22 protein-coding genes are annotated in these 26,661 nt (G+C 72.8%); 13 read left to right on the forward strand and 9 right to left on the reverse strand.

All coding sequences use genetic code 11. The features are described from left to right. Positions 1-179 precede the first annotated feature (179 nt). The 3 genes from thiE to ACFYM0_RS33935 all read left to right on the forward strand — a co-directional run bounded on the left by thiE (position 180) and on the right by ACFYM0_RS33935 (position 2,829). A complete protein-coding gene (gene thiE / locus ACFYM0_RS33925) occupies positions 180-830 on the forward strand; it encodes a thiamine phosphate synthase (RefSeq protein ID WP_388508382.1) in 651 nt (216 codons plus the stop codon). A 113-nt stretch (positions 831-943) separates the two neighbouring features. Further along, positions 944-1,858 (forward strand): methylenetetrahydrofolate reductase [NAD(P)H], encoded by a 915-nt coding sequence (gene metF, locus ACFYM0_RS33930; protein WP_388508385.1) that lies wholly within the window; start codon positions 944-946, stop codon positions 1,856-1,858. A gap of 50 nt (positions 1,859-1,908) precedes the next feature. Then, positions 1,909-2,829: a hypothetical protein gene (locus ACFYM0_RS33935; protein ID WP_388508388.1), complete on the forward strand. Its 921-nt coding sequence runs from the start codon at positions 1,909-1,911 to the stop codon at positions 2,827-2,829. Positions 2,830-2,878: 49 nt separating this feature from the next. Here ACFYM0_RS33935 and ACFYM0_RS33940 read toward each other — a convergent pair whose 3' ends face one another. From ACFYM0_RS33940 to ACFYM0_RS33960, 5 genes are all read right to left on the reverse strand, one after another. After that, complete coding sequence (locus ACFYM0_RS33940) at positions 2,879-4,282, reverse strand: phytoene desaturase family protein (RefSeq protein WP_388508391.1); 1,404 nt, start codon at positions 4,280-4,282, stop codon at positions 2,879-2,881. Between the two features lie 10 nt (positions 4,283-4,292). After that, on the reverse strand, positions 4,293-4,907 hold the full coding sequence (locus ACFYM0_RS33945; RefSeq protein WP_388508393.1) for a DUF4126 domain-containing protein: 615 nt from the start codon (positions 4,905-4,907) through the stop codon (positions 4,293-4,295). A 122-nt stretch (positions 4,908-5,029) separates the two neighbouring features. Continuing rightward, positions 5,030-5,431 (reverse strand): DUF3040 domain-containing protein, encoded by a 402-nt coding sequence (locus tag ACFYM0_RS33950; protein WP_266909422.1) that lies wholly within the window; start codon positions 5,429-5,431, stop codon positions 5,030-5,032. Between the two features lie 285 nt (positions 5,432-5,716). Continuing rightward, a complete protein-coding gene (locus tag ACFYM0_RS33955) occupies positions 5,717-6,475 on the reverse strand; it encodes a methyltransferase (protein ID WP_327252322.1) in 759 nt (252 codons plus the stop codon). Between the two features lie 70 nt (positions 6,476-6,545). Then, positions 6,546-7,043, reverse strand: coding sequence for an SAV_6107 family HEPN domain-containing protein (locus ACFYM0_RS33960; protein ID WP_388508397.1), 498 nt, complete (start codon positions 7,041-7,043; stop codon positions 6,546-6,548). 231 nt (positions 7,044-7,274) lie between these two features. Between ACFYM0_RS33960 and ACFYM0_RS33965 the strand changes: the two genes are divergently transcribed. Genes ACFYM0_RS33965 through ACFYM0_RS33975 form a run of 3 tightly spaced genes read left to right on the forward strand, consistent with a single transcriptional unit; the run spans position 7,275 to position 11,019 of the window. Continuing rightward, positions 7,275-8,294, forward strand: a complete 1,020-nt coding sequence (locus ACFYM0_RS33965; RefSeq protein ID WP_388508399.1) for an ATP-binding cassette domain-containing protein — start codon at positions 7,275-7,277, stop codon at positions 8,292-8,294. Beyond that, the gene (locus ACFYM0_RS33970; protein WP_388508402.1) at positions 8,266-10,350 is read left to right on the forward strand and encodes a YhgE/Pip family protein; all 2,085 of its coding nucleotides are present in this window, start codon (positions 8,266-8,268) and stop codon (positions 10,348-10,350) included. The genes ACFYM0_RS33965 and ACFYM0_RS33970 overlap by 29 nt, the downstream gene beginning before the upstream one ends. 21 nt (positions 10,351-10,371) lie before the next feature. After that, positions 10,372-11,019, forward strand: a complete 648-nt coding sequence (locus ACFYM0_RS33975) for a TetR/AcrR family transcriptional regulator (RefSeq protein ID WP_388508404.1) — start codon at positions 10,372-10,374, stop codon at positions 11,017-11,019. A gap of 367 nt (positions 11,020-11,386) precedes the next feature. Here the strand turns inward: ACFYM0_RS33975 and ACFYM0_RS33980 are convergent, their stop codons facing one another. From ACFYM0_RS33980 to ACFYM0_RS33995, 4 genes are all read right to left on the reverse strand, one after another. After that, a complete protein-coding gene (locus ACFYM0_RS33980; protein WP_388508407.1) occupies positions 11,387-13,822 on the reverse strand; it encodes a transglutaminaseTgpA domain-containing protein in 2,436 nt (811 codons plus the stop codon). Next, the gene (locus ACFYM0_RS33985) at positions 13,819-15,237 is read right to left on the reverse strand and encodes a DUF58 domain-containing protein (protein ID WP_388508409.1); all 1,419 of its coding nucleotides are present in this window, start codon (positions 15,235-15,237) and stop codon (positions 13,819-13,821) included. Before ACFYM0_RS33985 ends, ACFYM0_RS33980 begins: the two co-directional genes overlap by 4 nt. After that, complete coding sequence (locus tag ACFYM0_RS33990) at positions 15,237-16,247, reverse strand: MoxR family ATPase (protein WP_327252315.1); 1,011 nt, start codon at positions 16,245-16,247, stop codon at positions 15,237-15,239. Before ACFYM0_RS33990 ends, ACFYM0_RS33985 begins: the two co-directional genes overlap by 1 nt. 175 nt (positions 16,248-16,422) lie before the next feature. Beyond that, a complete protein-coding gene (locus ACFYM0_RS33995) occupies positions 16,423-17,010 on the reverse strand; it encodes a beta-class carbonic anhydrase (RefSeq protein ID WP_388508412.1) in 588 nt (195 codons plus the stop codon). Between the two features lie 305 nt (positions 17,011-17,315). Between ACFYM0_RS33995 and rsmH the strand changes: the two genes are divergently transcribed. The 7 genes from rsmH to murD all read left to right on the forward strand — a co-directional run bounded on the left by rsmH (position 17,316) and on the right by murD (position 26,636). Then, positions 17,316-18,245: a 16S rRNA (cytosine(1402)-N(4))-methyltransferase RsmH gene (gene rsmH, locus ACFYM0_RS34000; RefSeq protein ID WP_388508589.1), complete on the forward strand. Its 930-nt coding sequence runs from the start codon at positions 17,316-17,318 to the stop codon at positions 18,243-18,245. Further along, the gene (locus ACFYM0_RS34005) at positions 18,242-18,754 is read left to right on the forward strand and encodes a hypothetical protein (protein ID WP_388508414.1); all 513 of its coding nucleotides are present in this window, start codon (positions 18,242-18,244) and stop codon (positions 18,752-18,754) included. The genes rsmH and ACFYM0_RS34005 overlap by 4 nt, the downstream gene beginning before the upstream one ends. A 192-nt stretch (positions 18,755-18,946) precedes the next feature. Further along, positions 18,947-20,956, forward strand: a complete 2,010-nt coding sequence (locus tag ACFYM0_RS34010; RefSeq protein ID WP_388508417.1) for a peptidoglycan D,D-transpeptidase FtsI family protein — start codon at positions 18,947-18,949, stop codon at positions 20,954-20,956. Between the two features lie 46 nt (positions 20,957-21,002). Then, positions 21,003-22,703, forward strand: coding sequence for a UDP-N-acetylmuramoyl-L-alanyl-D-glutamate--2,6-diaminopimelate ligase (locus tag ACFYM0_RS34015; RefSeq protein ID WP_388508420.1), 1,701 nt, complete (start codon positions 21,003-21,005; stop codon positions 22,701-22,703). Continuing rightward, complete coding sequence (murF, locus tag ACFYM0_RS34020) at positions 22,700-24,118, forward strand: UDP-N-acetylmuramoyl-tripeptide--D-alanyl-D-alanine ligase (protein ID WP_388508423.1); 1,419 nt, start codon at positions 22,700-22,702, stop codon at positions 24,116-24,118. The genes ACFYM0_RS34015 and murF overlap by 4 nt, the downstream gene beginning before the upstream one ends. Next, on the forward strand, positions 24,115-25,185 hold the full coding sequence (mraY, locus tag ACFYM0_RS34025; protein ID WP_388508426.1) for a phospho-N-acetylmuramoyl-pentapeptide-transferase: 1,071 nt from the start codon (positions 24,115-24,117) through the stop codon (positions 25,183-25,185). Before murF ends, mraY begins: the two co-directional genes overlap by 4 nt. Further along, positions 25,167-26,636, forward strand: a complete 1,470-nt coding sequence (gene murD / locus ACFYM0_RS34030; protein WP_388508428.1) for a UDP-N-acetylmuramoyl-L-alanine--D-glutamate ligase — start codon at positions 25,167-25,169, stop codon at positions 26,634-26,636. The genes mraY and murD overlap by 19 nt, the downstream gene beginning before the upstream one ends. Positions 26,637-26,661: the final 25 nt, after the last annotated feature.

The following is a 26,661-nucleotide window of genomic DNA, read 5'->3' on the forward strand; positions in this document are numbered from 1 at the left end:
TCCCCCGCGCCGCCCCCCCGGGGGTGGTATGGGCGCGTTTCGGGGGTGGGTGGTTTCGGGCGGGGTGGGGGGGCGCGCCCCCGCCCCCCCCCCGCCGCGGGTTGGGGGGGGGGGGGGCCGGGGGGGGGCCCCCCACACCGCGTACGTACGTTCGTTCGACACACCACCCGGGGGTACCCATGTCCGCCATCGCCACCCAGCTGTCCGATGCCCGGCTCTACCTGTGCACGGACGCCCGCAAGCGGCAGGGCGACCTCCCCGAGTTCCTGGACGCCGTCCTTGCCGGCGGGGTGGACATCGTCCAGCTCCGCGACAAGGGCATGGAGGCGGGCGAGGAGCTGGAGCACCTCCAGGTCTTCGCCGAGGCGGCCCGCCGCCACGGCAAGCTGCTCGCCGTCAACGACCGGGCCGACGTCGCGCACGCCATCGGCTCGGACGTGCTGCACCTCGGGCAGGGCGACATCCCGGTGCCCGCCGCCCGCGCCATCCTGGGCCGGGAGGTCCTCATCGGACGCTCCTGCCACTCGGAGGCGGAGGTCGACGCGGCCGCCGCCGAGCCCGGCGTGGACTACTTCTGCACCGGCCCCTGCTGGCCCACCCCCACCAAGCCCGGCCGGTTCGCCCCCGGCCTCGGCCTCGTCCGGCACGCGGCCTCCCTCGTCCAGGACCGGCCGTGGTTCGCCATCGGCGGGATCGACGCGGGGAATCTGGACGAAGTACTGGACGCGGGTGCCTCCCGCGTCGTGGTCGTACGGGCCCTCACCGAGGCCTCCGACCCCGGCGCCGCCGCCGCCGACCTCGCCAAGCGGGTCCGCGCCCGGCTCGGCTAGCGGATCCGGGGCGGCCCGGCCGCCCGCACCGCGTCACCGCCGGGCGTCTCATTTCCGCGTCCAGTCCGTGGACAGCGCTTCGATGGACACCGGACCGCGTCTAACCTCCCGGTATGGCCCTTGGTACCTCTTCCACCTGGTCGGACCGTGCACACACGGTCCGCGACCTCATCGCGTCCGGGCGCTCGTACTCCTTCGAGTTCTGGGCTCCCAAGACGGAGAAGGGCGAGCGCAACCTCTGGAACGCGCTGCGCCGGGTCGAGGCCGTGGCCCCGAGCTTCGTCTCCGTCACCTACGGGGCCGGCGGCTCCACCCGCGGCGGGACCGTCCGGGCCACGGAGCAGATCGCCGCGGACACCACCCTGACCCCGGTCGCGCACCTCACCGCCGTCGACCACTCGATCGCCGAGCTGCGCAACGTCATCGGACAGTTCGCCGACGCGGGCATCCGCAACATGCTCGTCGTGCGCGGAGACCCGCCGGGCAATCCCATGGGCGAGTGGGTGCCGCACCCCGAGGGCGTGCACTACGCGGCCGACCTGGTCCGGCTGGTCAAGGAGTCCGGCGACTTCTGCGTCGGCGTCGCCGCCTTCCCCGAGATGCACCCGCGCTCCACGGACTGGGACACGGACATCCGGCACTTCGTGGACAAGTGCCGCGCGGGCGCCGACTATGCGATCACCCAGATGTTCTTCGATCCGGAGCACTATCTCCGGATGCGCGACAGCGTCGCGAAGGCGGGCTGCGACACCCCGATCATCCCCGAGGTCATGCCTGTTGTGAACATCAAGCAGCTCGACCGCCTCCCGCAACTCAGCAACGCAATCTTCCCCGCGGCCGTGAAAGAGCGCATGCTCGCGGTCAAGGACGACGCGGCCGCTGTACGCTCCATTGGCATCGAGTTCGCCACGGAGTTCTGCGCGCGGCTGCTGTCCGAGGGTGTCCCGGGGCTGCACTTCATCACGCTGAACAATTCCACGGCGACGCTGGAGATCTACGAGAACTTGGGCCTGCACCAGCGGGCCTGACCGGCCGGCCCCGTTCCCCGCGCGGGCGGCCGTACCGAGAGGGGCCCCGCATGGGAATGACGGTCCTCTACATCGCGTTCGGTTTCGTCGCGCTGTGGCTGCTTGCCGAGGTCCTGATGCAGTACAAGGCCCGGCTGCGCTGGCGCCTGCTCGCCTTCGCCGGGTTCGTCGGCGTGGTCGCCGGTGTCGTGCTGCCCTCGGTGCTCGTCATCGGGGCCGGCGCCGTCGCGTTCGCGATCGGCCAGACGCTGGTGACCCTCTCCTTCCGCAAGGGCTTCGTTTCGGGCTGGGCGCTGCGCCGGGGCAAGGCCCCCGAGCCCGAGCTCCCGCAGAGCCGGCGCCGCCGGTCCGGGGGCGGACCGCGTCCGGAGCCGGCCCTGGAGGTGACGGCCCTGGAGTACGGGACCGACGCGGCCGAGGACGAGGACTCCGACGAGGAGTCCGGCCTGTTCACCGCGGGGGCCGTGCGCGAACAGGTCCAGGAGTACCACTCCGCGCAGCCGGCGGACACGGCCGCCTCGTACGGGGCGCCCGGCGAGACCACCGCCTTCGCCTCCCCGTTCGTCCCGGCCGAGCAGGACGCCCACCAGTACGCGGCGTACTACGACCCGCAGAGCCAGGGCGGCTACGACTACACCACCGGCTATCAGGCCCCCGGCGAGCAGCAGGTCTACGCCGCCTACTCGGACCCGTACATCGGCACCGGCGGGGCCGTCGCCCCGCAGCAGCCGTACGGCTACGCGGCCCCTTACGGCGGCTACGCCCCGGACCCCTACGCCCCGGACCCCTACGCCGCGGACCCGTACGCGACCGGGCAGCAGGAGCAGTACTCCATGGACACCCCGCCCGGCGGTGTCTGGGTCCCGCAGCAGCGCGACGCGAACCAGCCCTACCCGGCCGAGGACCCGCAGCAGCAGCCGTACCCGTACCCGTACCAGGGCACGGGCGAGTACGAGCAGTACCGCTACTAGGCCGTCCCTTCCGGACAGTCCCTTCGGGACAGCCCCTTCCGGACCTTGCCTACCGCGAGCCGCGGAAGTCCGCGCCCTCCACGATCAGCCCGGCCACCAGGGCCCCCGTCATTCCGGCGTGCGCCAGCCCGCCGCCCGGGTGCGCCCAGCCGCCTGCCAGGTACAGCCCGGGCACGGCGGTGGCGTTCGCCGGGTGCAGCAGCCGGCCCCCGGACCCGGCCAGCGCGGGCGCGGGGACCCGGCCGTCCACCGAACCCGTGGCCGCCTCGACGTCGGCCGGGGTGCGCAGCTCGTGCCACAGCAGCCGCTCCCGCAGCCCGGGGACGGCCCGCGCGACCGCCGTCAGCAGCTCCTCGGCGGACGGATCGGGCCCCGACGCCCCGGTCAGTACGGCGTGCACGGTGACCGCCTCGTGCTCGGCGTCCGGCCGGGTGGCGGGGTCGTCGGGGCGCAGTACGGTCACCGGGCCCAGGAGCGTGCGGTGCGCGGCGTCGGCCTCGCGGGCTCCGCGCAGCGCGGCGAACAGGGTGTACCAGCGGGCGGGCTCCGCCGTACGGACGGACGCGGGGTCCGGGGGGAGCGGGATCCTCAGCCGGCCGGGGTCGACCGCGCAGACCACGTGGTCGGCCGCGACCTCGGTGCCGTCGGCCGTCACCAGCCCGGCCGCCCGGCCCTCGCGCACCAGGACCTCCCGCACCTCGGCGCCGAACTCGAAGGCGACCTTCCTCTCCAGGCACCGCTCGTACACGGCGGTGGCCAGTTCCCGGATCCCGCCGCGCACGTACCAGCTGCCGAAGGTCTGCTCCATGTAGGGCAGCACCGCGGCCGAGGCGGGCGCGGTCGCCGGATCGACCCCGTACGCCCGTACGCGGGAGGTGAGCAGCTCGTCGAAGCCGCCGCCGCCGAGCTCGCGGGCGGCGACCTCGGCCAGGGTCGGCGGCCGGCGGCGCAGCAGTCCGCTCCCGCGCAGCGCGGGGTACGGATCGCGGCCCAGCGCCGACCGGTCCTGCTGCAGCGGCTCCTCCAGGAGCGGCCGGCGGGTGGCGTCCCAGGCGTCCCGGGCACGGCCCAGGACGGCGCTCCAGCGGTCCCCGGAGCCGGGCCCGAAGGCCGCGTCGACGGCGGCGGCGGCGCCACCGTGCGAGCCGCCGGGGAAGGTGAGCGTACGGCCGTCCGGGAGGAGGTAGCGGACGGCGGGGTCGATCTGGACCAGCTCCGCACACTCCTCCAGCGGGCGCTTGCCGGTCTTGACGAACAGATCGCGGTAGACGGCGGGCAGGTGCACCAGCCCGGGGCCGGTGTCGAAGACGAAGCCGTCGCGGGCGTACCGTCCGACGGCTCCGCCGTAGGTCGTCCCGCGCTCGTACACCGTCACCTGATGTCCGGCCACGGCCAGCCGTGCCGCCGTCGCCATCGCGCCCATCCCGGCGCCGATCACCGCAATTCGTGCCATGCCGCTGAGCCTATCGAGCGACGCGGGCCACCTCGGCGGCGAGTCTCTTCTCCTCGCGGCGCTGGGCGCGGCGGCGCAGGTAGCGGCGGATCTTGGCCCAGAGGTAGATCAGCAGGGCGAGTCCGGTGATCAGCAGGACGGCGCAGATGATCGCGGCGGCCTCGGGATTGAACATCGCGAAGGTGACGATCCCGCCCACGCCGAGGTCCTCGGCGGTGCTCATGACGACGTTGCTGAACGGCTCGGGCGAGGTGTTGATCGCCATGCGCGTGCCGGCCTTGACGAAATGACTGGCCAGGGCGGTGGAGCCGCCGACCGCGCCGGCCGTGATGTCGGAGAGCGAGCCGCTCTGCCCGGCCAGCAGCGCGCCGACCACCGCTCCGGACACGGGGCGGATCACGGTGTGGACGGTGTCCCAGAGGGAGTCCACGTACGGGATCTTGTCGGCGACCGCCTCACAGAGGAAGAGGGCTGCCGCCACGATCAGCACGTCGGTGCGTTGCAGGGACGCGGGGACCTCGTCGGTCAGTCCGGTCCTGCCGAAGATGCCGAGCAGCAGGACCACGGCGTAGGCGTTGATCCCACTGGCCCAGCCACTGGTGAAGACCAGGGGGAGCACACTCATCTGATCATCATGTCCCAGCATCCGGGATCCGGCGCGGAATCGCGGAATCGGGCGGACGCACAGCAGTGAGGGGACGGCCGCCTTCCGGCGGCCGTCCCCTCACCCGAGTCCGTCTGTAGGGCCTACTGCCCCTGTTCGTCACGGCGGCGCTGCCACCGCTCCTCGATACGGGTCATCATCGACCGACGCTGCCGGTTCTGCCCTTGGGGCGAACCGCCTGCACTACCGGAGGCGGGCTGCTCACCAGGCTTGGGTGCCTTGCGCCAACCGGTGACCACGAGCACCGTACAGCCCAGCATGACGAGGAATCCCACCACGCTGATCCACAGTACGTTCGGCACGATCACACCGGTCATGAGGAGCGCGATACCCACCACAATGCCTGCGACTGCCTGGTAGACCCGTCGCCGGGTGTACGTGCGCAGTCCGCTTCCCTCAAGCGCTGTAGCGAATTTGGGATCTTCGGCGTACAGCGCTCGCTCCATCTGCTCGAGCATTCGCTGCTCGTGCTCCGAGAGCGGCACGGGAGTCCTCCTCATCCGTCGGTCGCGGGGGGTAGCGACCAGGGGTCCCCTTCAGGATAGGCGGGGAATCGCCCCCGTGATACCCGCCCTCTACGCCACGTTCTAAAAAAACACTGCCCGTAAAAAGTACCGCTTGGGGAATGCTCGGCGCCGACTTGAACGGCCCACTGAGGGCGTTATTCCCCAGAGGTCCGCTCGGCATGCCGGGCGCTGACCCCGATCATACGGGTCACGAGGCCGGTTCGGAGGGTGAGTGGCGCACCGCGTTCCCGCAAGCTGCGCAGATCAGGCGGGCTTCTCGCCGAGAACGTGCAGCTGCGTGGCGACCGCGTGGAACGCGGGGAGCTCGGCGGCGGCCTCTTCCAGGCGCAGCAGGGCCTCGACGGCGCCCGGCTCGGTGTCGACCAGGACGCCCGGGACGAGGTCGGCGAAGATCCGGACCCCGTGCACCGAGCCCACGGCCAGACCGGCCTCGGAAACCAGGGCGGAGAGCTGCTCGGCGGTGAAGCGGCGCGGTACCGGATCGCCCGCGCCCCAGCGGCCGGCCGGGTCGGTCAGGGCCGTACGGGCTTCCGTGAAGTGCCCGGCCAGGGCGCGGGCCAGGACGGCCCCGCCGAGTCCGGCGCCGAGCAGGCTGAGGATGCCGCCGGGCCGCAGGGCGGCCACCGCGTTGGCCACGCCCTCGGCCGGGTCGTCCACGTACTCCAGCACGCCGTGGCAGATCACCACGTCGTAGGAATCGCGCTCGACGACATCGAGCAGACCCTGGGCATCGCCCTGCACCCCGCGGACCAGATCGGCCACGCCGGCTTCGGCGACCCGGCGCTCCAGACCGAACAGCGCGTTGGGGCTGGGGTCGACCACGGTGACCCGGTGGCCGAGGTGGGCCACCGGCACGGCGAACTTGCCGGTACCGCCACCCGTGTCGAGCACGTCCAGCACGTCCCGCCCGGTCGCCTTCACCCGGCGGTCGAGCGCCTCCTTGAGGACCTCCCACACCACGGCGGTGCGGAGGGAGGCGCGGGGGCGGGAAGTGTCCGACACGGCTGATGGCTCCTCGGCACGTTGGGTGAGCGGTCGCTGCCCACCCTATTGCCTCTGACTGCCGGGCAGGTCATCCCGCGTCCGGACGCTCCGTCCGCGGCAGCGGCAAGCCCTGGGCCGGGCCGGTCGGCGCCGGCGGGCGGAGCGAGAGCATCCGCTCCACCAAGCGCAGGAACATCGCTACGGCACGCACCAGATCGTCCGCGTCCCGGCCGGTGGCCGCTCCCGCTATGCCGGCCTCCGCCCGTGCCCGGCGGGCCGCGCCGGAGGCGAAGAGCGCGCTCCACTCGGTCAGTTCGGGCGCTATCTCCGGGAGCACCTCCCACGCACTGCGGATCCGCGGCCTGCGCCGCGGATGTACCGGCTCGGGCCGCCCGCGCGCGGCGAGCACGGCCGCGGCGGCGCGCAGCGCGGCGAGATGGGCGGTGGCGTACCGCTCGTTGGGCCGGGTCAGCCGGGCGGCTTCGGCCAGGCCTTCGTGGGCCTTGGCGAGCAGGTCGAGGGCGGCGGGGGGTGCCGCCGACTTCCGGGGGACGGGGTGGACAGGGGACGGGGACGGTGTGGCCATGACGAACCTCCTGTCGTTGCGTGCGCTTCGCGCTGCCTGGTGTAGCTCCTACGTTTTGAGCCGTTCTTGCGTGTCCCCATCGTGACGGCTCCCACTGACAATCGCGCTGACCTGCGGTTTCGTCCCCAGGCCCGGAGTCGTGTCCGGACAACTGCCGCCCCCTGCACAGCGGGTGCGGCAGGGGATGCTAGTTTTTGAACTGACTGGTCAGTTCAAAAGAAGGGGGAGGGTGTGGACAGCCCGCACGGCGCGGCCGTCAAGGCCGAGGACTTCGGAATGAAGGGCCCGCGCGGATGGGTGTTCCGGGGCGTCGGCATCGACGCGGCGCCCGGCTCGCTCATCGCCGTCGAAGGCCCCTCCGGAAGCGGGCGGACCTGCCTGCTCCTCGCCCTCACCGGCCGTATGAAGCCCACCGAGGGCCACGCCGAGATCGGCCGCCACCGGCTGCCGAAGAAGATGGCCGCGGTCCGCCGCATCGCCGCCCTCGGCCCGGTACCCGGGGTCAACGACCTCGACCAGGCCCTCAGCGTCGCCGAGCAACTGCGCGAGGGGGCACTCCTCCAGCGCCGCTACGACGGCCCCGTCCGCGCCCTGCTCCGCCCGCGCGGGGAGCGTCGCGCCTCCACCGCGGCCCGGATCGACGCCGCGCTGGGCGCCGCCGGACTGGACGTCGCCGCCCTGCCGAAGGGTCCGCGCACCTCCGTGCGGGACCTGGAACGGCTGGAATCCGTACGCCTGTCGGTGGCCATCGCGCTGCTCGGCTCGCCGCGCCTGCTGGCCGTGGACGACCTGGACCTGAAGCTTTCGGACGCCGAGCGCGCCGAGGCCTGGGACCTGCTGCGCTCCCTCGCCGCCCGCGGGACCACGGTCCTCGCGGTGTGCAGCGAGGCCCCGTCCGACGCGACGGTCCTGCGCACCGGCCCCGAGGCCGCCGCCACCGCCCCGGCCGCGGAACCCGCCGACCCGCCTGCGGAACCCACCGCCGACCCGGCCGGGGGTTCCGCCGTGGTGCCCCGGCCCATGGACTCCGAGGTCACCTGGGGCGCCGAGGCCACCGCCCCGCACGACTCCGACGGCAACGCCGGCTCCGACGCTGACACCGGCTCCGACGCTGAGGCCGGCACCAGCACTGACACCGACACCAGCACTGACACCGGCGCCGACGCGGACACCGGCGTCACGGCCGCCGCCCACGACCCGCACGACACGAAGGGGGACGACGATGCGCTCGCCGAAGCTGGCCGCGCTTGAGCTGAAGCGGTTCGGGCGGGGGAAGCTGCCCCGGGCCGCCCTCGTCGCGCTGCTCCTGCTGCCGCTGCTCTACGGAGCCCTGTACCTCTGGTCCTTCTGGGACCCGTACAGCCGCCTCGACAAGGTGCCGGTCGCCCTCGTCAACTCCGACCGGGGCGCCACCGTCGACGGGAAGCAGATCGACGCCGGCGGCGAGATCACCCGCAAGCTGCACGACAGCAAGACCTTCGACTGGCGCGAGGTGAGCGCCGAGGAGGCGGCCGAGGGGCTGGAGGACGGCACGTACTACCTCTCCCTCACCATGCCCGCCGACTTCAGCGCGAAGATCGCCTCCAGTTCCGGCGAGGACCCCGCCACCGGAGCCCTCCAGGTCCGCACCAACGACGCGAACAACTACATCGTCGGCTCGATCTCGCGCACCGTCTTCTCCGAGGTCCGCTCGGCGGCGTCCACCAACGCCTCCCGCGGTTTCCTCGACAAGATCTTCGTGAACTTCTCGGACCTCCACGAGAAGACCGCCGAGGCCGCCGACGGAGCCGACAAGCTCACGGACGGGGCGGGCAAGGCGCAGAAGGGAGCCAAGGACCTCGCCAACGGCCTGGACACGGCGAAGGAGAAGAACGGCGAGCTCACCGGCGGACTGAAGAAGCTGAACGAGGCCGCCGGACAGCTGGAAACGGGTACGAAGGACGTCGCGGCCGGCACCCAGGCGCTCGCCGACAAGGTCGGTGGCATCGCCGACAAGGCCCGTCCCTTCCTCAAGGACCCCAAGGGCCTCGCGGACAGCGCCGAACTCGTCGCGGACACCGCCAAGGTCGTCGACAATCACCTCGAAGCCTTCGCCAAGGCGGCCCCGGCCGCCGCCACCGTCACCCAGCGCGTCTCCACCGGCGCGGCCGAGGTCTATGCGAAGACCTGCACCACCGGCGCCAAGCCCCTCCCCGAAACCTGCCCGCAGCTGAAGAAGCTCAAGGACGACGCGGCCGAAGCCGCCGAACTCGCCGGTGACGTCGACACCCTGGTCAAGAACGCGAACGGCGACCTCGCCACCCTCCACAAGCAGCTCGCCGACCTGGAGCGCGAAGCCCGCCTCCTCGCCACGAAGGCCCCGGGCCTCTCCGCGGACCTCGAAGCGGCGGTCACCCGGGTCAACGCCCTCAACGACGGTGCCCACAAGGTCTCCGCCGGCATGGTCCGGCTGCACACCGGCATCGGCTCCGCCACCAAGGGCTCCGGCGAACTCGGCACGGGCGTCGGCAAGCTCGGCTCCGGTGCGCACGACCTCGACGGCGGCCTGGTCAAGCTCGTCGACGGCAACGGCGAACTCGCCGGCGGCCTGCACGACGGCGCGGGCCGGATCCCGGCCTACGACCAGCAGCAGCGCGACGCCCGGACCGAGGTCATGGCCGACCCGGTGCGGCTCGCCAACCAGTCCCTGCACAAGGCGCCCAACTACGGCACCGGCTTCGCCCCGTACTTCATCCCGCTCTCCCTCTGGGTCGGCGCGATGGTCGCCTACATGCTGATCGCACCCCTGAACCGGCGGGCCCTCGCCGCCGGAGCCTCGCCCTGGCGGATCGCCTTCGCGGGCTGGCTGCCCGTGGCCGGGATCGGCGCCGCGCAGGTGGGGGCACTGATGTCCGTACTGCACTGGGGACTCGGCCTGCAGATGGCCCGGCCGGCGCTCACCGTCGGCTTCCTGATGCTGGTCACCGCCTGCTTCGCCGCGATCGTCCAGTGGCTCAACGCCAAGTTCGGCGCGGCCGGCCGGATCCTGGTGCTGGCCGTCCTGATGCTCCAGCTGACCTCGGCGGGCGGCACCTACCCCGTTCAGACCAGCCCCGGCTTCTTCAACGCCATCCACCCCTACCTGCCCATGTCGTACGTGGTCGAGAGCCTGCGCCGGCTCATCACCGGCGGCGACCTCGCCCCGGTCTGGCAGGGCTGCCTGGTCCTCACCGCCTTCACGGCCGGCGCCCTCGCGCTCACCGCACTCGCCGCCCGCGGCAAGCAGGTGTGGACGATGGACCGGCTGCGCCCGGAACTGAGCCTGTAGCCCGAAGGGACAGGGTGACCTGTGAGAATCAGCGCCATGGAAAGCAGCAGCACCGGTACGGCCGGGGGCGGCGGCCGCCGCCAGGCCACACGGCAGAAGCTCTACGAAGCGGCCGTCACCCTCATAGCGGAGCAGGGCTTCTCCGCGACCACGGTCGACGAGATCGCCGAGCGGGCGGGCGTGGCGAAGGGAACCGTCTACTACAACTTCGCCAGCAAGAACGACCTCTTCGAGGAGCTGCTGCGGCACGGCGTCGGACTCCTGACCGAGTCCCTGCGGACGGCGGCGGAATCCACCGAGGCCAGGGGCGGTACCCGGGTCGAGGCGCTCGACGGGATGATCCGGGCCGGACTGGTCTTCATCGACCGGTACCCCGCCTTCACCCAGCTCTACGTCGCCGAACTGTGGCGCACCAACCGGACCTGGCAGTCCACGCTGATGGTCGTCCGGCGCGAGGCCGTGGCCGTCGTCGAGACGGTGCTCCGCGAAGGCGTGGAACGGGGTGAGCTGAGCGCGGAGATCGACGTGCCGCTGACGGCCGCGGCCCTGGTGGGGATGGTGCTGGTGGCGGCCCTGGACTGGCAGTCCTTCCAGAGCGAACGGTCGCTGGACGACGTGCACTCGGCTCTGTCGCTGCTGCTGCGGGGCCGGGTGAGCGGGAACCGCTGACGGGTGACCGCCGTGCCTGACCGGTGAGTCCGGTGCCCCCCGATCGGCGGTGCCGCGGGGGCGGTGGGGCCGCGTAGAACTGGTGGGGCGGGTGAGTATCCGTACCTAGACGCGGAAATGAGTACCTGCGCGGATGGGGTGCGGGTGGTCGGCACGCCAGACTGGGGGCGACGGACAGGGACCCGGCTCGCACCGCCGACACGGGGCGGCAGGTGCGGACCGGGTCTCTCAGGCCGACGGGGTGGGAACACGGCCGGGGCCGGGGCTCGGGGGGATCGAGCCCCGGCCCCGGCCCTTTTCGTGTTCCGCGTACGGAGCCCGGCCGCGGTCGGGGGACGGCTCACGCAGGGCTCCGGGACCCGGGGGGTCAGCCGCGGCCGCGCAGGGGGATGCGGGACAGGGTCCGGGACAGGGCGGCCGCGAGCCGCTCGGTCAGGGCGGACCAGCGGGACGAGACCGCCCACAGGACCCGCGCCCCCGAGGGGGGCAGGAACAGCGCGCGCAGCCGGACCACGCGGGACACACCCGCGAGGAGTCCGGTGCGGGCCAGCAGGACGTCCCGCGCCAGCTCCCCGTACGAGGGCTCCGCACCCGGCGGAGCGTAGAGCGCCCGCTCCACCGCGCCCGCGACCCGGCGTACGGCATCGGCCGCCTCCGCGTCCAGCCGGCCCAGGGACACCACCCGGTCCGCCGCCCCCCGGGGGGACAGCGCCTCGTCCGGGGCGATCCCGACGTCCCACGCAGCGTCGCCCGTCTCCCGCCAGGCGGCCAGGACCTGCCCCGAGCCGAGCCGCCGCGCCCGCAGCCGGCGGCGCCACAGGAACGGGAGGACCGGCAGGCCGAGCAGCAGGACGCCGGCGGCCGTCCAGGCCAGGACGGTGCCCGCCGAGGGGCCGTCGCCGCCCGAGCCCGTGTTCCGCTGCGCCGCGGCCGGACCGCACTCGCCCAGCTTCTTCTGGTCCGCGGGGCAGTCGTCCGCCGTCGAGGGCCCGGCCGAAGGCTGCGCCGCACTCGCGGACGGGGCCGCGGTCGGCGCGCTCGGCAGGGTCTGCGGGGCGGTGGGCCGGCTGTAGTCCGGCACCGTGATGCCCGACCGGGGCGTCGGCTCGAAGCGGGTCCAGCCCACGCCCTCGAAGTACAGCTCGGGCCAGGCGTGCGCGTCCCGCATCGAGACGTTGACGACGCCGTCGGACTGCTTCACCCCGGGGGTGAACCCGACCGCGACCCGCGCCGGGATCCCGAGCGTGCGCGCCATCGAGGCCATCGAGAAGGCGAAGTGGACGCAGAAGCCCTCCTTGTCGGCGAGGAACTTGGCGATGGCCTGCGAACCCGTGCCCGAGGACACCTTCGTGTCGTAGCGGAACCCGCCGCTCACCGCGAAGTAGTCCTGGAGTTTGACCGCCGCCGAGTAGTCGTCCTTCGTGCCGCGGGTCACCTCGCGAGCCGTGCGGACGACGACCTCCGGCAGGTTGTCCGGAACCTTCGTGTACTCGGCCGCGATCTCGGGGTTCGCGGCCGGCGCGCTGCGCAGCTGCTCCGCCGTCGGGTTCAGCAGCAGGCTGCGCACCGAGTACTGCACGCCCTGGGCGTTCTGGAACTTGTCCTTGCCCAGCTGGTCCCCGACGAGCGTCCGCCCGGCCGGTTCGAAGCGCCACTTCCCGGCGATTTCCACCCCCGTCGCCGGATACGGCATCGGCAGGTAGCGCTGCGCGTACGTCTGCGCCGAGGAGATGAAGGTCTGCACCTCGGTCGCGCCGTTCAGCACGCCGTCGCTGACCCCGGGCGGGTTCGGCATCCGCTTCGGGACGTCCGTCAGGGCCCGCCCCGACGCCTCCCACTTGATGCCGTTGAACTCGTCCAGCGCCAGGATCCGCAGGTACTGCTCGCTGAGCTGGGGGCTGTCCGTGCGGTAGCGCAGCACCACCCGGTTGTCCTGGGTGTTCAGGCTGCTCTGCAGGGAGACCAGCGGGTTGACCGCCTGGATCGAGGGGCCGAGGCCGTTGCCCTCGCCCTCGCCCACGCCGCCGCCCGGGCCCAGCACTCCGGTGCCCAGGGAGGGCAGCACCGCGGGCACCGCCAGCGCCAGACCCAGCGCGACCGCGCCGATCCGGCGCCCGGTGCGCACCGGGGCGAGTGCCTGTGCGCCGCCGGAGTATCCGGCCGCCACCTTGCCGCGTGAGGACGGCGGAGCCGCACCGAAGACCCGCCCCCACTGCGCGAGCCGGTCGCGGCCCTCGGACAGCAGGAGCAGGAGGTAGCCGGTACCCGCCAGCAGGAAGGAGAACCAGGACGCGCCGCCGGAGCCGGTGGCCGCGCCCGAAAGGCCCGCCGCCACCGAGTACAGCGCGAGCAGGGGCAGCCCGGCCGCGGCGGCCGTCCGTACGGTCACCGCCAGCAGGTCGACCAGCAGCCCGATCAGCAGCACCCCGGAGACCAGCAGCAGGCGGATCCCGTCCGTCAGCGGCGCCGGCATCGCGAACTCGTTCACGTCCTGCACGCCCTGGCGGAACAGCGCGCCGAAGTCCGTCACGAGATAGTCCAGCAACCCGTCGCCGGCGACGGACTGCACCTTCCCGCCGAACACCAGCATCAGCGCCAGCAGCGATACGAGGACCTGCGCCGCCACGGTCAGCGTCCGGGCCAGCGGTACCCGCCGCGCCCCCGCGCCCACCGCGCTCTGCAGCGCCAGCAGCAGCGCCGCCTGCGGCAGCCAGCCGCCCGATTCCACCAGCGGGTTCAGCGACCAGGCTGTGAACAGCGTCGCCAGGGCCGCGAAGACCGTCAGTCTCGCCCGTCCGCTCATCCCCAGCCCCCCGCCGAACCCGAACCGCCCGCAGTGCCGATCGGCGCGTTGCCCGCCTGCCGCCACAGCTCCCCGAAGGCCACCCCGGGCGGGGCGGCCAGCGCCGTCCAGCCCGCGTCGCGCAGCCCGGCCAGGCGCTCATCCAGCGGGGGCAGCCCCTGGGACATCACCGAAGCCAGCCCCGGCGGACGCCCGGACCAGTCCGCGGAATCCAGTACGAAGGCCACGGCGCCTCCGCCGCGGCGGCACATCTTGGCCGCCAGTCCCGTCTGTACGTCGTCCAGGTCTCCGAAGAAGGCGATGAGGAGCCCGTCCCCGCCCGCTCCGCCGAGGCCGCTGCCGGCGCCGTTGCTCCGTACCGCGTCGCAGGCCCGCGAGAGGCCCGCGCCGTCGGAGTGGCCGACCACCGCGAGGGTGTCCATCAGCAGCCCCGCCGCCTCCGCGGACTCCTGCCCGCCGGAGGTGAAGCCGCCGCCCTCGCGGGGCACGCAGTCCCCGGTGTCGGTCAGCAGCCGCACCGAGAAGCCCTGCTCCAGCAGGTGCACCAGGGCCGACGCGGCGGCGGAGACGGCCCACTCGAAGGCGGAGTCGGGGCCGGCGCCCTCGTACGCGAGGCGCCGGGTGTCCAGCATGACGGTGGCCCGGCTGCGCTGCGGCTGCTCCTCGCGGCGCACCATCAGCTCGCCGTAGCGGGCGGTGGAGCGCCAGTGCACGCGGCGCAGGTCGTCGCCGCGCCGGTAGCCGCGCGGGATCACGTCGTCCTCGCCCGCCAGGGCCAGCGAGCGGCGGCTGCCGTCTCCGTAGCCGGAGGACTCGCCGGCGAAGCGGACCACGGGCAGCGCCTCGGTGCGCGGGATGACGGTGAGGGTGTCGTAGGCGGAGAAGGAGCGGGTCAGCTCGACCAGCCCGAAGGGGTCGGTGAGGCGCAGCTGGAGGGGGCCCAGCGGGTAGCGGCCGCGCAGATCGGAGCGGACCCGGTACGACACCTCGCGGCGGCCGCCCGGCTCCACCCGGTCCAGGACGAAGCGCGGCCGGGGCCCCAGCACGTACGGCACCCGGTCCTGGAGCATCAGCAGCCCGGTCGGCATCCGGGAGGAGTTGTCGAGCCGCAGCTGCACCCGGGCCTCGGAGCCGGCGGGCACCCGCATCGGGGTCAGCCGGCGGGTGCCGGAGACCTGGTGGCGGGTGCGGTGCAGGGCCAGGACGCAGAGCAGCGGCAGGACGGCGAGCAGCATCCCGACCCGGAGCAGCTCGGACTGTCCGAGGACGTACGCGCACAGCCCGGCGGCGATCCCGGCGGCCAGGAAGGACCGGCCGCGGGTGGTCAGCCCGGCCAGCGACGCGCGCAGCCCGGCCGTGCTCCCGGCGGACTGCGGATCCCGGCCGCCCGCGCCGTGCGGGGCGCCGGCGCTCATCAGAAGCCCCGGATGCCCGCGCCGGGCGGGATCTCGCCGCGCGAGGGGGCGGCCGGTACGGGGGTGCGCTGGAGGATGTCGGCGACGACCTGCTCGGCGGTGCGCCGGCTCAGCTGGGCCTGCGCGGTGGGCAGCAGCCGGTGCGCGAGCACCGGTCCGGCCAGGGCCTGGACGTCGTCGGGCAGGACGTAGTCCCGCCCGGCCAGGGCGGCGGAGGCCTTCACGGCCCGCAGCAGGTGCAGGGTGGCGCGGGGCGAGGCGCCCAGGCGCAGGTCCGGGTGGCTGCGGGTGGCGGAGACCAGGTCGACGACGTAGCGCCGCACGGGCGGGGCCACGTACACCTCGCGGACGGCTTCGATGAGCTTGCCGATGTCGTGTGCGTGCGCGACGGCCGTCAGATCGTCGAGCGGGGAGAGCCCGCCGTGCACGTCGAGCATCCGCAGCTCGGCCTCGGGGCTGGGGTAGCCCACCGACACCCGGGCCATGAAGCGGTCGCGCTGGGCCTCGGGGAGGGGATAGGTGCCTTCCATCTCCACCGGGTTCTGGGTGGCGACGACCATGAAGGGGCTCGGCAGCACGTAGGTGGTGCCGTCGATGGTGACCTGACGCTCCTCCATCGACTCCAGCAGCGCGGACTGGGTCTTGGGGGAGGCGCGGTTGATCTCGTCGCCGATGACGATCTGGGCGAAGATCGCACCCGGCTTGAACTCGAACTCCCGGCGCTGCTGGTCGTAGATGCTGACGCCGGTGATGTCCGAGGGCAGCAGGTCCGGCGTGAACTGGATCCGCTGGACCGAGCAGTCGATGGACTTGGCGAGGGCCTTGGCCAGCATCGTCTTGCCGACGCCGGGAACGTCCTCGATCAGCAGGTGGCCCTCGGCGAGCAGGACGGTCAGCGCGAGGCGGACCACTTCCGGCTTGCCTTCGATCACGCTCTCGATCGATTCCCGCACCTGCTGCGCCGTGCTGGTCAGATCCGCGAGGCTCGCTCGGTCGTCATACGTGGTCACCTGATTCTCCTCGACCCTTTCCCAGGGCCGGCGCACCATGGCGCATGACCGGCCCACCCCGAAACACCTCAGAAACCGCGAGCAATCAAAAAACGTCGAGACGCGATCACCGGCCCGGAAGTGTTTCCGGGTGACGTCTCCCCGCATTCTTGACGGCGCTTGGCCCTGGTGTCACTCAAGAGGTGGGATCGATCTCCCGCAGGAGCCCGGTGTGCACGTCGAAGACGAAGCCTCGCACATCGTCCTTGTGGGGCAGGAAGGGGTTCGTGCGGACCCGCTGCATGGACTGGCGGACGTCCTGGTCCACGTCGCGGAAGGCCTCGACGGCCCAGGCGGGGCGCTGGCCGACCTCGTCCTCCAGCTCGTGCCGGAAGTCCTCGGTCAGGCTTTCGAGACCGCATCCGGTGTGGTGGATGAGTATCACCGTGCGGGTGCCGAGCGCCCGCTGGCTGATGGTGAGCGAGCGGATGGTGTCGTCGGTGACCACCCCGCCGGCGTTGCGGATCGTGTGACAGTCGCCCAGCTCCAGGCCGAGGGCGGCGTGCAGGTCGAGGCGGGCGTCCATACAGGCCACGACGGCCACCTGGAGAACCGGGCGGGCGTCCATGCCGGGGTCGGCGAACTTCGCGGCGTAGGCGCGGTTCGCGTCGACCAGGCGGTCGGTGACGGAGGGCTCCTCGGCGGCCTTGGGCGCGGAGGCGGCGGGCAGGGGTACGGAAGTCGTCATGGATACGACGTTAGTGGTCACGGCCCGTATGAGCATGGAGTGAGGGTGGACAAAGAAGGGCACCCGGTCCTGTTGTGAGCTAACCCACAGGGGTGAGGCGCACGCGGCTATCCGGGTGATTCGCGGCATGTGCGGCTTCGGTCGCAGTGGGTCGCACGGCGCGCGGGGCGGTTCGTTGACCGCGGCGACCGTTGCACTAAAGTGACGCGAACCGGCCGGAGCCCGGCCCTGACCGGCCGCCCGGCCCTTTGGTAAGACTCCGCGTGCGCGGCGCGGCGTATGCCTGCCGCGCCGTTATCTGAGAGGGCGCTTTGACTAGCGAGTCCCGACACGTCCCGGTGATGCTCCAGCGGTGCCTGGACCTGTTGGCCCCGGCACTGGAGAGGCCCGGGGCCGTCGTCGTCGACTGCACCCTCGGCCTCGGCGGCCACAGCGAGGCCCTGCTCACCCGGTTCCCCGAGGTCCACCTGATCGGCCTGGACCGCGACAAGGAAGCCCTGCGCCTCTCCGGGGAGCGCCTCGCGCCCTTCGGCGACCGGGTGACCCTCGTCCACGCCATCTACGCCGACCTCGCCGAGGTACTGGACGGCCTGCGCATCCCCACCGTGCAGGGCATCCTCTTCGACCTCGGCGTCTCCTCCATGCAGCTGGACGAGGCCGACCGCGGCTTCGCCTACGCGCAGGACGCCCCGCTCGACATGCGGATGGACCAGACGACGGGCATCAGCGCGGCCGAGGTCCTCAACACCTACGCCCCCGGCGAGCTGGTCCGGATCCTGCGCCAGTACGGCGAGGAGAAGCAGGCCAAGCGGATCGTGTCCGCGGTGGTGCGCGAGCGGGACAAGGATCCCTTCACCAACAGCGCCCGCCTCGTCGAACTGATCCGCGACTCCCTGCCGCAGGCCGCGAAGAGGACCGGCGGCAACCCGGCCAAGCGGACCTTCCAGGCCCTGCGCATCGAGGTGAACGGCGAGCTGTCCGGACTGGAGCGGGCCATCCCCGCGGCCGTGGACCGGATCGCGGTCGGCGGCCGGATCGTGGTGCTCTCGTACCAGTCGCTGGAGGACCGCCTCGTCAAGCAGGTCTTCGCCGCGGGCGCGACCTCGACGGCCCCGCCCGGGCTGCCGGTCGTACCGGAGAAGTACCAGCCGAAGCTGAAGCTCCTGACGCGCGGCGCGGAACTGCCGACGGAGGAGGAGATCGCGGAGAACCGGCGTGCGGCGCCGGCCCGCTGCCGCGGGGTGGAGCGCATCCGGGAGGCGCGGCTGTGAAACGCCTGGGGCGGGTGCTGGGGGGACCGGTCGCCGGACAGGCGGCACGGACCCCGTTCGTCCTGCTGGTCGTGGCGCTGCTCGGCGGCGGGCTGATCAGCCTGCTGCTGCTGAACTCGGCGCTGAACGAGGGCTCCTTCCAGCTGAGCAAGCTGAAGCGGGAGACCACCACGCTCACGGACGAGGAACAGGCGCTGCAGCGGGACGTGGACGGCTACTCGGCGCCGGACGCGTTGCAGCGTCGGGCGCACGAGCTGGGTCTGGTGCCCGGTGGCAGCCCGGTCTTCATCGGCCTCGACGGGAAGGTCGCCGGGGCCGCGTCGCCGGCCGCCGAGCCCCCGCCCCCGTCGCCGCCGGCCGTCTCCGTGCCGTCCGGTTCGGCGCCCCCCGGCGGGGCCGTGCCGAGCCCGGCCGGCTCGCCGGCCCCTGCCCCCTCGGGCTCCGCCGCCCCGGTCCCTGCCGCCCCGTCGGGCGGAGCCGCTCAGCCCTCCCAGACCCCTGGACGGTGACGTAGTGACGCGTACCCCTGCGGGGCTGGTCCCCTACCCGCCCTTCCACCGTTCCCCGGGGCTCCGCCCCGGACCCGTTGCGACGCGCGGCGCCGTCGCCGGGGGCCGGCCCGCGGACCCCCGCGGGGTCCGCGGCGGCGCCCCGGGGGCTTCGGCGCAGCCGGGTTCCGCACACGCCCGGGGGAGCGCCGCGTGAGCCCGCAGGAGCCGCCGCGCAGGCGGGTGCCCGGGCCCGGGCGGCCCAGGCCCGGCGGGGACCGGGCGCGGGCTTCGGCGCGGCCGGCCGCCAGGCCCGCCACCCGCCGCCCCGCCCCCGCCAGGAAGCCGCACACGATCCGGCTCGGCGCCCCCAAGCCCCGCCTGCGGCTGGTCAGCGTCGGGCTGACGCTGGTGATGCTGGCGTTCGTCGTACGGCTCCTCCAGGTGCAGGCGGTCGACGCGTCCGCGTACTCCGCCAAGGCCTCCGAGAACCGCTTCGCCAGCCACACCCTGGCCGCCGAGCGCGGGGAGATCACCGACCGCAAGGGCGTGGCGCTCGCCACCAGCGTGGACGCGTACGACATCACCGCCGACCCGCACATGTTCACCGTGCAGGAGAGCAAGGCCCCCGACGCCCCCGAGCAGGCGGCCGCCCTCCTCGCGCCGATCCTCGGCAAGGACGCCAAGGAGCTCACCGCGCGGCTGAAGACGAAGAACACCCGCTACGTCGTCCTCGCGCGCCGCCAGACCCCCCAGGTCTGGAACCAGATCAAGGGCCTCAAGAAGGTCTTCGCCGAGAAGGCGTCCGCCGACAAGGCCAACAACGGGCCCGGCGCCAACGTCCTGGCCGGCGTGTTCAACGAGAACAGCAGCAAGCGCGTGTACCCGAACGGCGACCTCGCCGCCGGGATACTGGGTTACGTCAATGCCGAGGGCAAGGGCGGCGGCGGCCTGGAGTCCTCCCTCGACAAGAAGCTGTCCGGCAAGGACGGCGAGCTCACGTACGCCCAGTCGGGCGGCCGCCGCGTGCCGACCGCCGGTTCCAGCGAGAAGCCCGCCGTGCCCGGCGAGGACATCGAGCTGACCATCGACCGCGACATCCAGTGGGCCGCGCAGAGCGCCATCACCGAGCAGGTCGCCAAGTCGGAGGCCGACCGCGGGTACGTCATCGTCCAGGACACCCGCACCGGAGAGGTCCTCGCCATGGCCAACGCCCCCGGTTTCGACCCCAACGACCTGTCCAGGGCCAGCTCCGCCGCCATGGGCAACGCCGCGCTCCAGGACGTGTACGAGCCCGGCTCCACCGCCAAGGTGATGTCGATGGCGGCCGTCCTGGAGGAGAAGAAGGCCAAGCCCGACACCCACGTCGAGGTCCCCAACCGGCTGCACCGCGGCGACCGGCTCTTCAAGGACGACATCGACCACCCGACCTGGTACCTGACCCTCAACGGGGTCCTGGCCAAGTCCTCCAACATCGGCACCATCCTGGCCACCGGCCAGCTCGGCCCGACGCAGCCCGAGGCCAACAAGGTCCTGTTCTCGTACCTGGACAAGTTCGGCATCGGCCGGCCCACCGGCCTGAACTACCCGGGCGAGTCCCGCGGCATCCTCGCCCCGCCCGAGAAGTGGTCCACTTCCCAGCAGTACACGATCCCCTTCGGCCAGGGCCTGTCCCTCAACGCCATGCAGGCAGCCTCCGTGTACTCGACGATCGCCAACGGCGGGGTCCGCATCGCCCCGACCCTGGTGCGCGGCACCAGGGGCCCCGACGGCCGCTTCACCCCGGCCCCGGCGCCCGCGAAGAACCAGGTGGTCAGCAAGGAGACCGCCAAGACGCTCGCGGAAATGCTGGAGTCGGTGGTCGACGACCAGGAGGGCACCGGCACCAGGGCCCGGATCCCCGGCTACCGGGTCGGCGGCAAGACCGGCACCTCCAACCGGGTGGATCCGGCCACGGGCCGCTACAAGGGCTACACCGCCTCCTTCGCGGGCTTCGCACCCGCGGACAATCCCCGCATCACCGTGTACTGCGCCATCCAGAACCCCACCAAGGGCAGTTACTTCGGTGGCCAGATCTGCGGGCCCATCTACAAGAAGGTCATGGAGTTCGCCCTCAAAACCCTCCAGGTCGCTCCCACCGGAACCGCCCCCGCCGGACTCCCGGTCACCTACGAATCCGGTGCGCGGCCCGGCTCCCAGCCGAGCCCGCAGCCCGGCCGGTGACCGCCGTCCCGGCCGGCCCGCCCCAGAAAAGCGTGAGGCACCATCAGTGACAACGATCACCCCCGAATCCGGGAACCACGCGTCCGCCGCCCCCGAGGCCGGGCCCTCGCTTCGCGAGCGGCCCGCCGGGCCCGGTACGCTCACCGCCGTGCCCCACGCTGATCAGCCCAGAACCACCCAGAACGACGCACCGGCAGCGCCGCCGGGAGCGCCACGCCCCCTGTCCGTCCGCCCGATCCCCCTCGGCGAGCTGGCGGAGCTGCTGGGAGTGGAAGTCCCCGGCGCGCAGACGCGGATCACCGGCATCACGCACGACTCCCGTGCCGTGCGCCCCGGAGACCTCTACGCGGCCCTGCCGGGCGCCAAGCTGCACGGCGCGGACTTCGCCGCGCAGGCGGCCGCCCTCGGCGCCGCCGCCGTGCTGACCGACCCGGCCGGCGCGGAGCGCGCCGCGGCCACCGGACTCCCGGTCCTCGCCGTCGCCGACCCGCGCGGCCGGATGGGAGAACTGGCCGCGGCGGTCTACGGACGGCCGGGCGGGGCCCTGCTCCAGATCGGCATCACCGGTACCTCCGGCAAGACCACCACGGCGTACCTCGTCGAGGGCGGACTGCGCGGCGGCGGACGCAAGACGGGGCTCATCGGCACCGTCGAGATGCGCGTCGGCGACGAGCGCATCAAGTCCGAGCGGACCACCCCCGAGGCCACCGACCTGCAGGCGCTCTTCGCGGTCATGCGCGAACGAGGCGTCGAGGCGGTCGCCATGGAGGTCTCCAGCCACGCCCTGGTGCTCGGCCGGGTCGACGGCTGCGTCTTCGACGTGGCCGTCTTCAACAACCTGAGCCCGGAGCACATGGAGTTCCACTCCGACATGGAGGACTACTTCCAGGCCAAGGCGCAGCTCTTCACCGAGCGCCGCGCCCGCCTGGGCGTGGTCAACATCGACGACGAGTACGGCCGCCGCCTGGCCAAGGAGTCGCCGATCCCGGTCGTCACCTTCTCGGCCGCGGGCGACCCGTCCGCCGACTGGCGGGCCGAGGACGTGGTCTCGCGCCACATGGACTCGACCCTGACCCTGGTGGGTCCGGCGGGCGAGCGGGTCACGGCCACCGCCCCGCTGCCCGGCCCGTTCAACGTGGCCAACACCGTCGCCGCCGTGGTCACGCTCGCCGCCGCCGGCCTCGACCCGCAGACCGCCGCCGACGGCGTCGCCGCGGTCCCCGGGGTGCCCGGACGGCTGGAGCGGGTCGACGCGGGGCAGCCGTACCTGGCCGTCGTGGACTACGCGCACAAGACGGACGCCGTCGAATCGGTCCTGCGGGCCCTGCGCGAGGTCACCACCGGCAAACTGCACGTCGTCATCGGCTGCGGCGGCGACCGCGACACCACCAAGCGGGCCCCGATGGGCGCCGCGGCCGCCCGGTTCGCCGACACCGCCGTACTGACCTCCGACAACCCGCGCTCCGAGGACCCCCTCGCGATCCTCGCCGCGATGTTCCGCGGCGCCGTCTCCGTACCGCCCGCCGAGCGGGGCACCGTCCTCGTCGACGCCGACCGGGCGGCGGCCATCGCCGCCGTCGTCGCGCGCGCCGAGGCCGGCGACACCGTGCTGGTGGCCGGCAAGGGCCACGAACAGGGCCAGGACACCGCGGGCGTCGTACGCCCCTTCGACGACCGTGCGGTCCTGCGCGCGGCCATCGAGACCCAAGCACGCCAGCGTCCCCGACAGGCCGAGGTGAACCAGTGATCGCCCTTTCCCTCGCCGAGATCGCCGAGATCACCGGCGGGCAGCCCCACGACATACCGGATCCGTCCGTCATGGTCACCGGTCCCGTGGTCTACGACTCCCGCGAGGTCGGCGCCGGCAGTCTGTTCGCCGCCTTCGTCGGGGAGCGCGTGGACGGCCACGACTATGCCGAACGCGCCCTGGCCGCCGGAGCGGTGGCCGTCCTGGCGACCCGGCCGGTCGGCGTCCCGGCCATCGTCGTCCCCGACGTGGTGGCCGCCCTGGGCGCGCTCGCCCGTGCCGTGGTCGAACGTCTGGGCACCGATGTCGTGGCCCTCACCGGCTCCGCGGGCAAGACCTCCACCAAGGACCTGATCGCCCAGGTCCTGCAGCACCACGCGCCGACCGTGTGGACCCCGGGGAACCTCAACAACGAGATCGGCCTGCCGATCACGACGCTGCGGGTCACCGAGGACACGCAGCACCTGGTCCTGGAGATGGGCGCCCGCGGCATCGGCCACATCGCCTACCTCACCGGACTGACGCCCCCGCGCATCGGCCTGGTCCTCAACGTGGGCACCGCGCACATCGGCGAGTTCGGCGGCCGGGAGCAGATCGCGCAGGCCAAGGGCGAGCTCGTCGAGGCCCTGCCGTCCGAGGCGGAGGGCGGCATCGCCGTCCTCAACGCCGATGACCTGCTCGTACGTGCCATGGCCGGGCGCACGAAGGCCCGTACGGTGCTGTTCGGCGAGGCGGAGGACGCCGACATCAGGGCCACCGAGGTCCGGATGACGGACAGGGGACAGCCTTCCTTCACATTGCGAACACCGACCGGGTGCAGCGACGTGACCTTGCGGCTGTACGGTGAGCACCACGTGTCGAACGCGCTCGCCGCGGCCGCCGTCGCCCACGTGCTGGGCATGTCCGTCGAGGAGATCGCCATCGCGCTCTCCGGGGCGGGCAGCCTGTCCCGGTGGCGGATGGAGGTCACCGAGCGGGCGGACGGCGTGACGATCGTCAACGACGCCTACAACGCAAACCCCGAGTCCATGCGGGCCGCACTGCGCGCACTCGCCGCGATGGGCGGTGCCGGCAAGGCGAACGGGGGCCGCACGTGGGCGGTGCTCGGCCCGATGGCCGAGCTCGGAGACGACGCGCTCGCCGAGCACGACGCGGTCGGACGACTTGTCGTCCGGCTCAACGTGAGCAAGCTGGTCGCGGTCGGGGGCAGGGAAGCCTCCTGGCTGCAACTGGGCGCATATAACGAGGGTTCGTGGGGTGAGGAGTCGGTGCTCGTGTCCGACGCGCAGGCGGCGGTCGACCTGTTGCGCAGTGAACTGCGCCCGGGAGACGTCGTGCTGGTGAAGGCTTCCAGGTCAGCCGGTCTGGAGCGGGTGGCCCAGGCCCTGCTCGACGGCGAGGTCGCCGGCCGATGAGGCAGATCCTGTTCTCCGGAGTCATCGGACTCTTCCTCACCCTCATCGGCACCCCGCTGCTGATCAAGGGTCTGGCCCGCAAGGGCTACGGCCAGTTCATCCGGGACGACGGGCCGCGCGGTCACGCCGGGAAGAAGGGCACGCCCACCATGGGCGGCATCTCCTTCATCCTGGCCACGCTGATCGCGTACGCCCTGACCAAGGTGATCACCGGAAGCCAGCCGACCTTCTCGGGCCTCCTCGTCCTCATGCTGATGGCCGGCATGGGCGTGGTCGGCTTCCTCGACGACTACATCAAGATCGTCAAGCAGCGTTCGCTCGGTCTGCGGGCCAAGGCCAAGATGGCCGGCCAGCTGATCGTCGGCATCGCCTTCGCGGTGCTCGCGCTGCAGTTCAAGGACGCGCGCGGACTCGCCCCGGCCTCCACCAAGCTGTCGTTCGTCACGGACTTCGGCTGGTCGATCGGCCCCGTGCTGTTCGTGGTCTGGGCGCTGTTCATGATCCTGGCGATGTCCAACGGCGTGAACCTGACCGACGGTCTCGACGGCCTGGCCACCGGCGCAGCCGTGATGGTCTTCGGCGCGTACACCTTCATCGGCGTCTGGCAGTACCAGGAGTCCTGCGCCAACGCGCAGACCCTGACCAACCCGGCCGCCTGTTTCGAGGTGCGCGACCCACTGGACCTCGCGGTCGTCGCCGCCGCCCTGATGGGCGCCTGCTTCGGCTTCCTGTGGTGGAACACCTCGCCCGCCAAGATCTTCATGGGTGACACCGGTTCGCTGGCCCTCGGCGGCGCACTCGCCGGCCTCGCGATCTGCTCCCGCACGGAGTTCCTGATGGCGCTCCTCGGCGGCCTCTTCGTCCTGATCACCATGTCGGTCGTCATCCAGGTCGGCTCCTTCAAGCTGACCGGCAAGCGCGTCTTCCGGATGGCACCGCTCCAGCACCACTTCGAACTCAAGGGGTGGTCGGAGGTCCTGGTCGTCGTCCGGTTCTGGATCATCCAGGGCATGTGCGTGATCGTGGGCCTCGGAGTCTTCTACGCGGGATGGGCAGCGGACAAGTGACCGCCTGGCACGGCAAGAACATCACCGTCGCCGGCCTCGGCGTGAGCGGCATCAGCGCCGCGCGCGCCCTGGCCGGGCTGGGTGCGGTCGTCACCGTCGTGGACGGCGGCGACAGCGAGGGCCACCGCGCGAGGGCCGCGGAGCTGCAGGCGGCGGGCATCTCCGTACGCCTCGCGGACGCGCAGACCCTGCCCGGGGGGACGGACCTCGTGGTCACCTCGCCCGGCTGGAAGCCCGACAGCCCGCTGTTCGCGGCAGCGGCCGCCGCCGGCGTGGACGTCGTGGGCGACGTCGAGATCGCCTGGCTGCTGCGCGAGGTCGCCGAGGACCGGCGCGCCGCCCGGTCCGGCGAGCCCCGCAGGGAACCGGCCCCCTGGCTCGCCATCACCGGAACCAACGGCAAGACCACCACCACCCAGATGCTCGCCTCCATCCTCAGGGCGGCCGGGCTGCGGACGGCGGCCGTCGGCAACATCGGCACCCCGATCATCGACGTGGTGCTCGGCGAGGAGCCGTACGACGTACTCGCCGTCGAGCTCTCCAGCTACCAGCTGCACTGGGCGCCCTCGGTGCGCCCCCACTCCGCGGCCGTCCTGAACCTGGCCCCGGACCACCTCGACTGGCACGGCTCCATGGAGGCGTACGCCGCCGACAAGGGCCGGATCTACGAGGGCAACACGGTGGCCTGCGTCTACAACGCGTCGGACAAGGCCACCGAGGAGCTGGTCGTCGAGGCCGACGTGGAAGAGGGCTGCCGGGCCATCGGCTTCACCCTCGGCGCCCCCGGCCCCTCCATGTTCGGCGTGGTCGACGGCATCCTCGTCGACCGGGCCTTCGTGGAGAACCGCCGGAAGAACGCCCAGGAACTCGCCGAGGTCGCGGACGTCAACCCGCCGGCCCCGCACAACATCGCCAACGCCCTCGCCGCGGCGGCCCTGGCCCGCGCCTTCGGCGTGGAGCCGCGCGCCGTCCGCGACGGCCTGCGCGACTTCCGGCCGGACGCCCACCGGGTCAGCCACGTGGACGAGGTCGGCGGGGTCACGTACGTGGACGACTCCAAGGCCACCAACACCCACGCCGCGGAAGCCTCCCTGGCGGCCTTCGAGCCGGTCGTCTGGATCGCCGGCGGTCTCGCCAAGGGCGCCACCTTCGACGAGCTCGTGCAGAAGGCGGCGAAGCGGCTGCGGGGCGTCGTGCTGATCGGCGCCGACCGGGCCCTGATCGCCGAGGCACTGGCGCGACACGCCCCGGAGGTCCCGGTCGTGGACCTCGCACGGACCGACACTGGGGCGATGCTCGCGGCGGTCCGGGAAGCGGCCGGGCTCGCGGAGCCCGGCGACACGGTTCTGCTGGCACCTGCCTGCGCCTCGATGGACATGTTCGCGAACTACGGCAAGCGTGGGGACGCGTTCGCCGACGCGGTGCGCGAACTGGCCGCCGAGGGGGCCTAGGAACGACCCCTGGGATCCGCTCGAT

It is taken from the genome of Streptomyces sp. NPDC006487, from assembly GCF_042870555.1.
Taxonomy (GTDB): Bacteria; Actinomycetota; Actinomycetes; order Streptomycetales; family Streptomycetaceae; genus Streptomyces.

Bases quoted from the DNA above. Each gene is read 5' to 3' on its own strand.
- ACFYM0_RS33995 (WP_388508412.1), bottom strand. From the start codon at position 17,010: ATGCTCATACGGGCCGTGACCACTAACGTCGTATCCATGACGACTTCC.
- ACFYM0_RS33985 (WP_388508409.1), bottom strand. From the start codon at position 15,237: ATGAGCGCCGGCGCCCCGCACGGCGCGGGCGGCCGGGATCCGCAGTCC.
- ACFYM0_RS33980 (WP_388508407.1), bottom strand. From the start codon at position 13,822: ATGAGCGGACGGGCGAGACTGACGGTCTTCGCGGCCCTGGCGACGCTG.
- ACFYM0_RS33940 (WP_388508391.1), bottom strand. From the start codon at position 4,282: ATGGCACGAATTGCGGTGATCGGCGCCGGGATGGGCGCGATGGCGACG.
- metF (WP_388508385.1), top strand. From the start codon at position 944: ATGGCCCTTGGTACCTCTTCCACCTGGTCGGACCGTGCACACACGGTC.
- thiE (WP_388508382.1), top strand. From the start codon at position 180: ATGTCCGCCATCGCCACCCAGCTGTCCGATGCCCGGCTCTACCTGTGC.
- mraY (WP_388508426.1), top strand. From the start codon at position 24,115: ATGAGGCAGATCCTGTTCTCCGGAGTCATCGGACTCTTCCTCACCCTC.
- rsmH (WP_388508589.1), top strand. From the start codon at position 17,316: ATGCTCCAGCGGTGCCTGGACCTGTTGGCCCCGGCACTGGAGAGGCCC.
- ACFYM0_RS33935 (WP_388508388.1), top strand. From the start codon at position 1,909: ATGGGAATGACGGTCCTCTACATCGCGTTCGGTTTCGTCGCGCTGTGG.
- ACFYM0_RS33945 (WP_388508393.1), bottom strand. From the start codon at position 4,907: ATGAGTGTGCTCCCCCTGGTCTTCACCAGTGGCTGGGCCAGTGGGATC.
- ACFYM0_RS33960 (WP_388508397.1), bottom strand. From the start codon at position 7,043: ATGGCCACACCGTCCCCGTCCCCTGTCCACCCCGTCCCCCGGAAGTCG.
- murD (WP_388508428.1), top strand. From the start codon at position 25,167: ATGGGCAGCGGACAAGTGACCGCCTGGCACGGCAAGAACATCACCGTC.
- ACFYM0_RS33970 (WP_388508402.1), top strand. From the start codon at position 8,266: ATGCGCTCGCCGAAGCTGGCCGCGCTTGAGCTGAAGCGGTTCGGGCGG.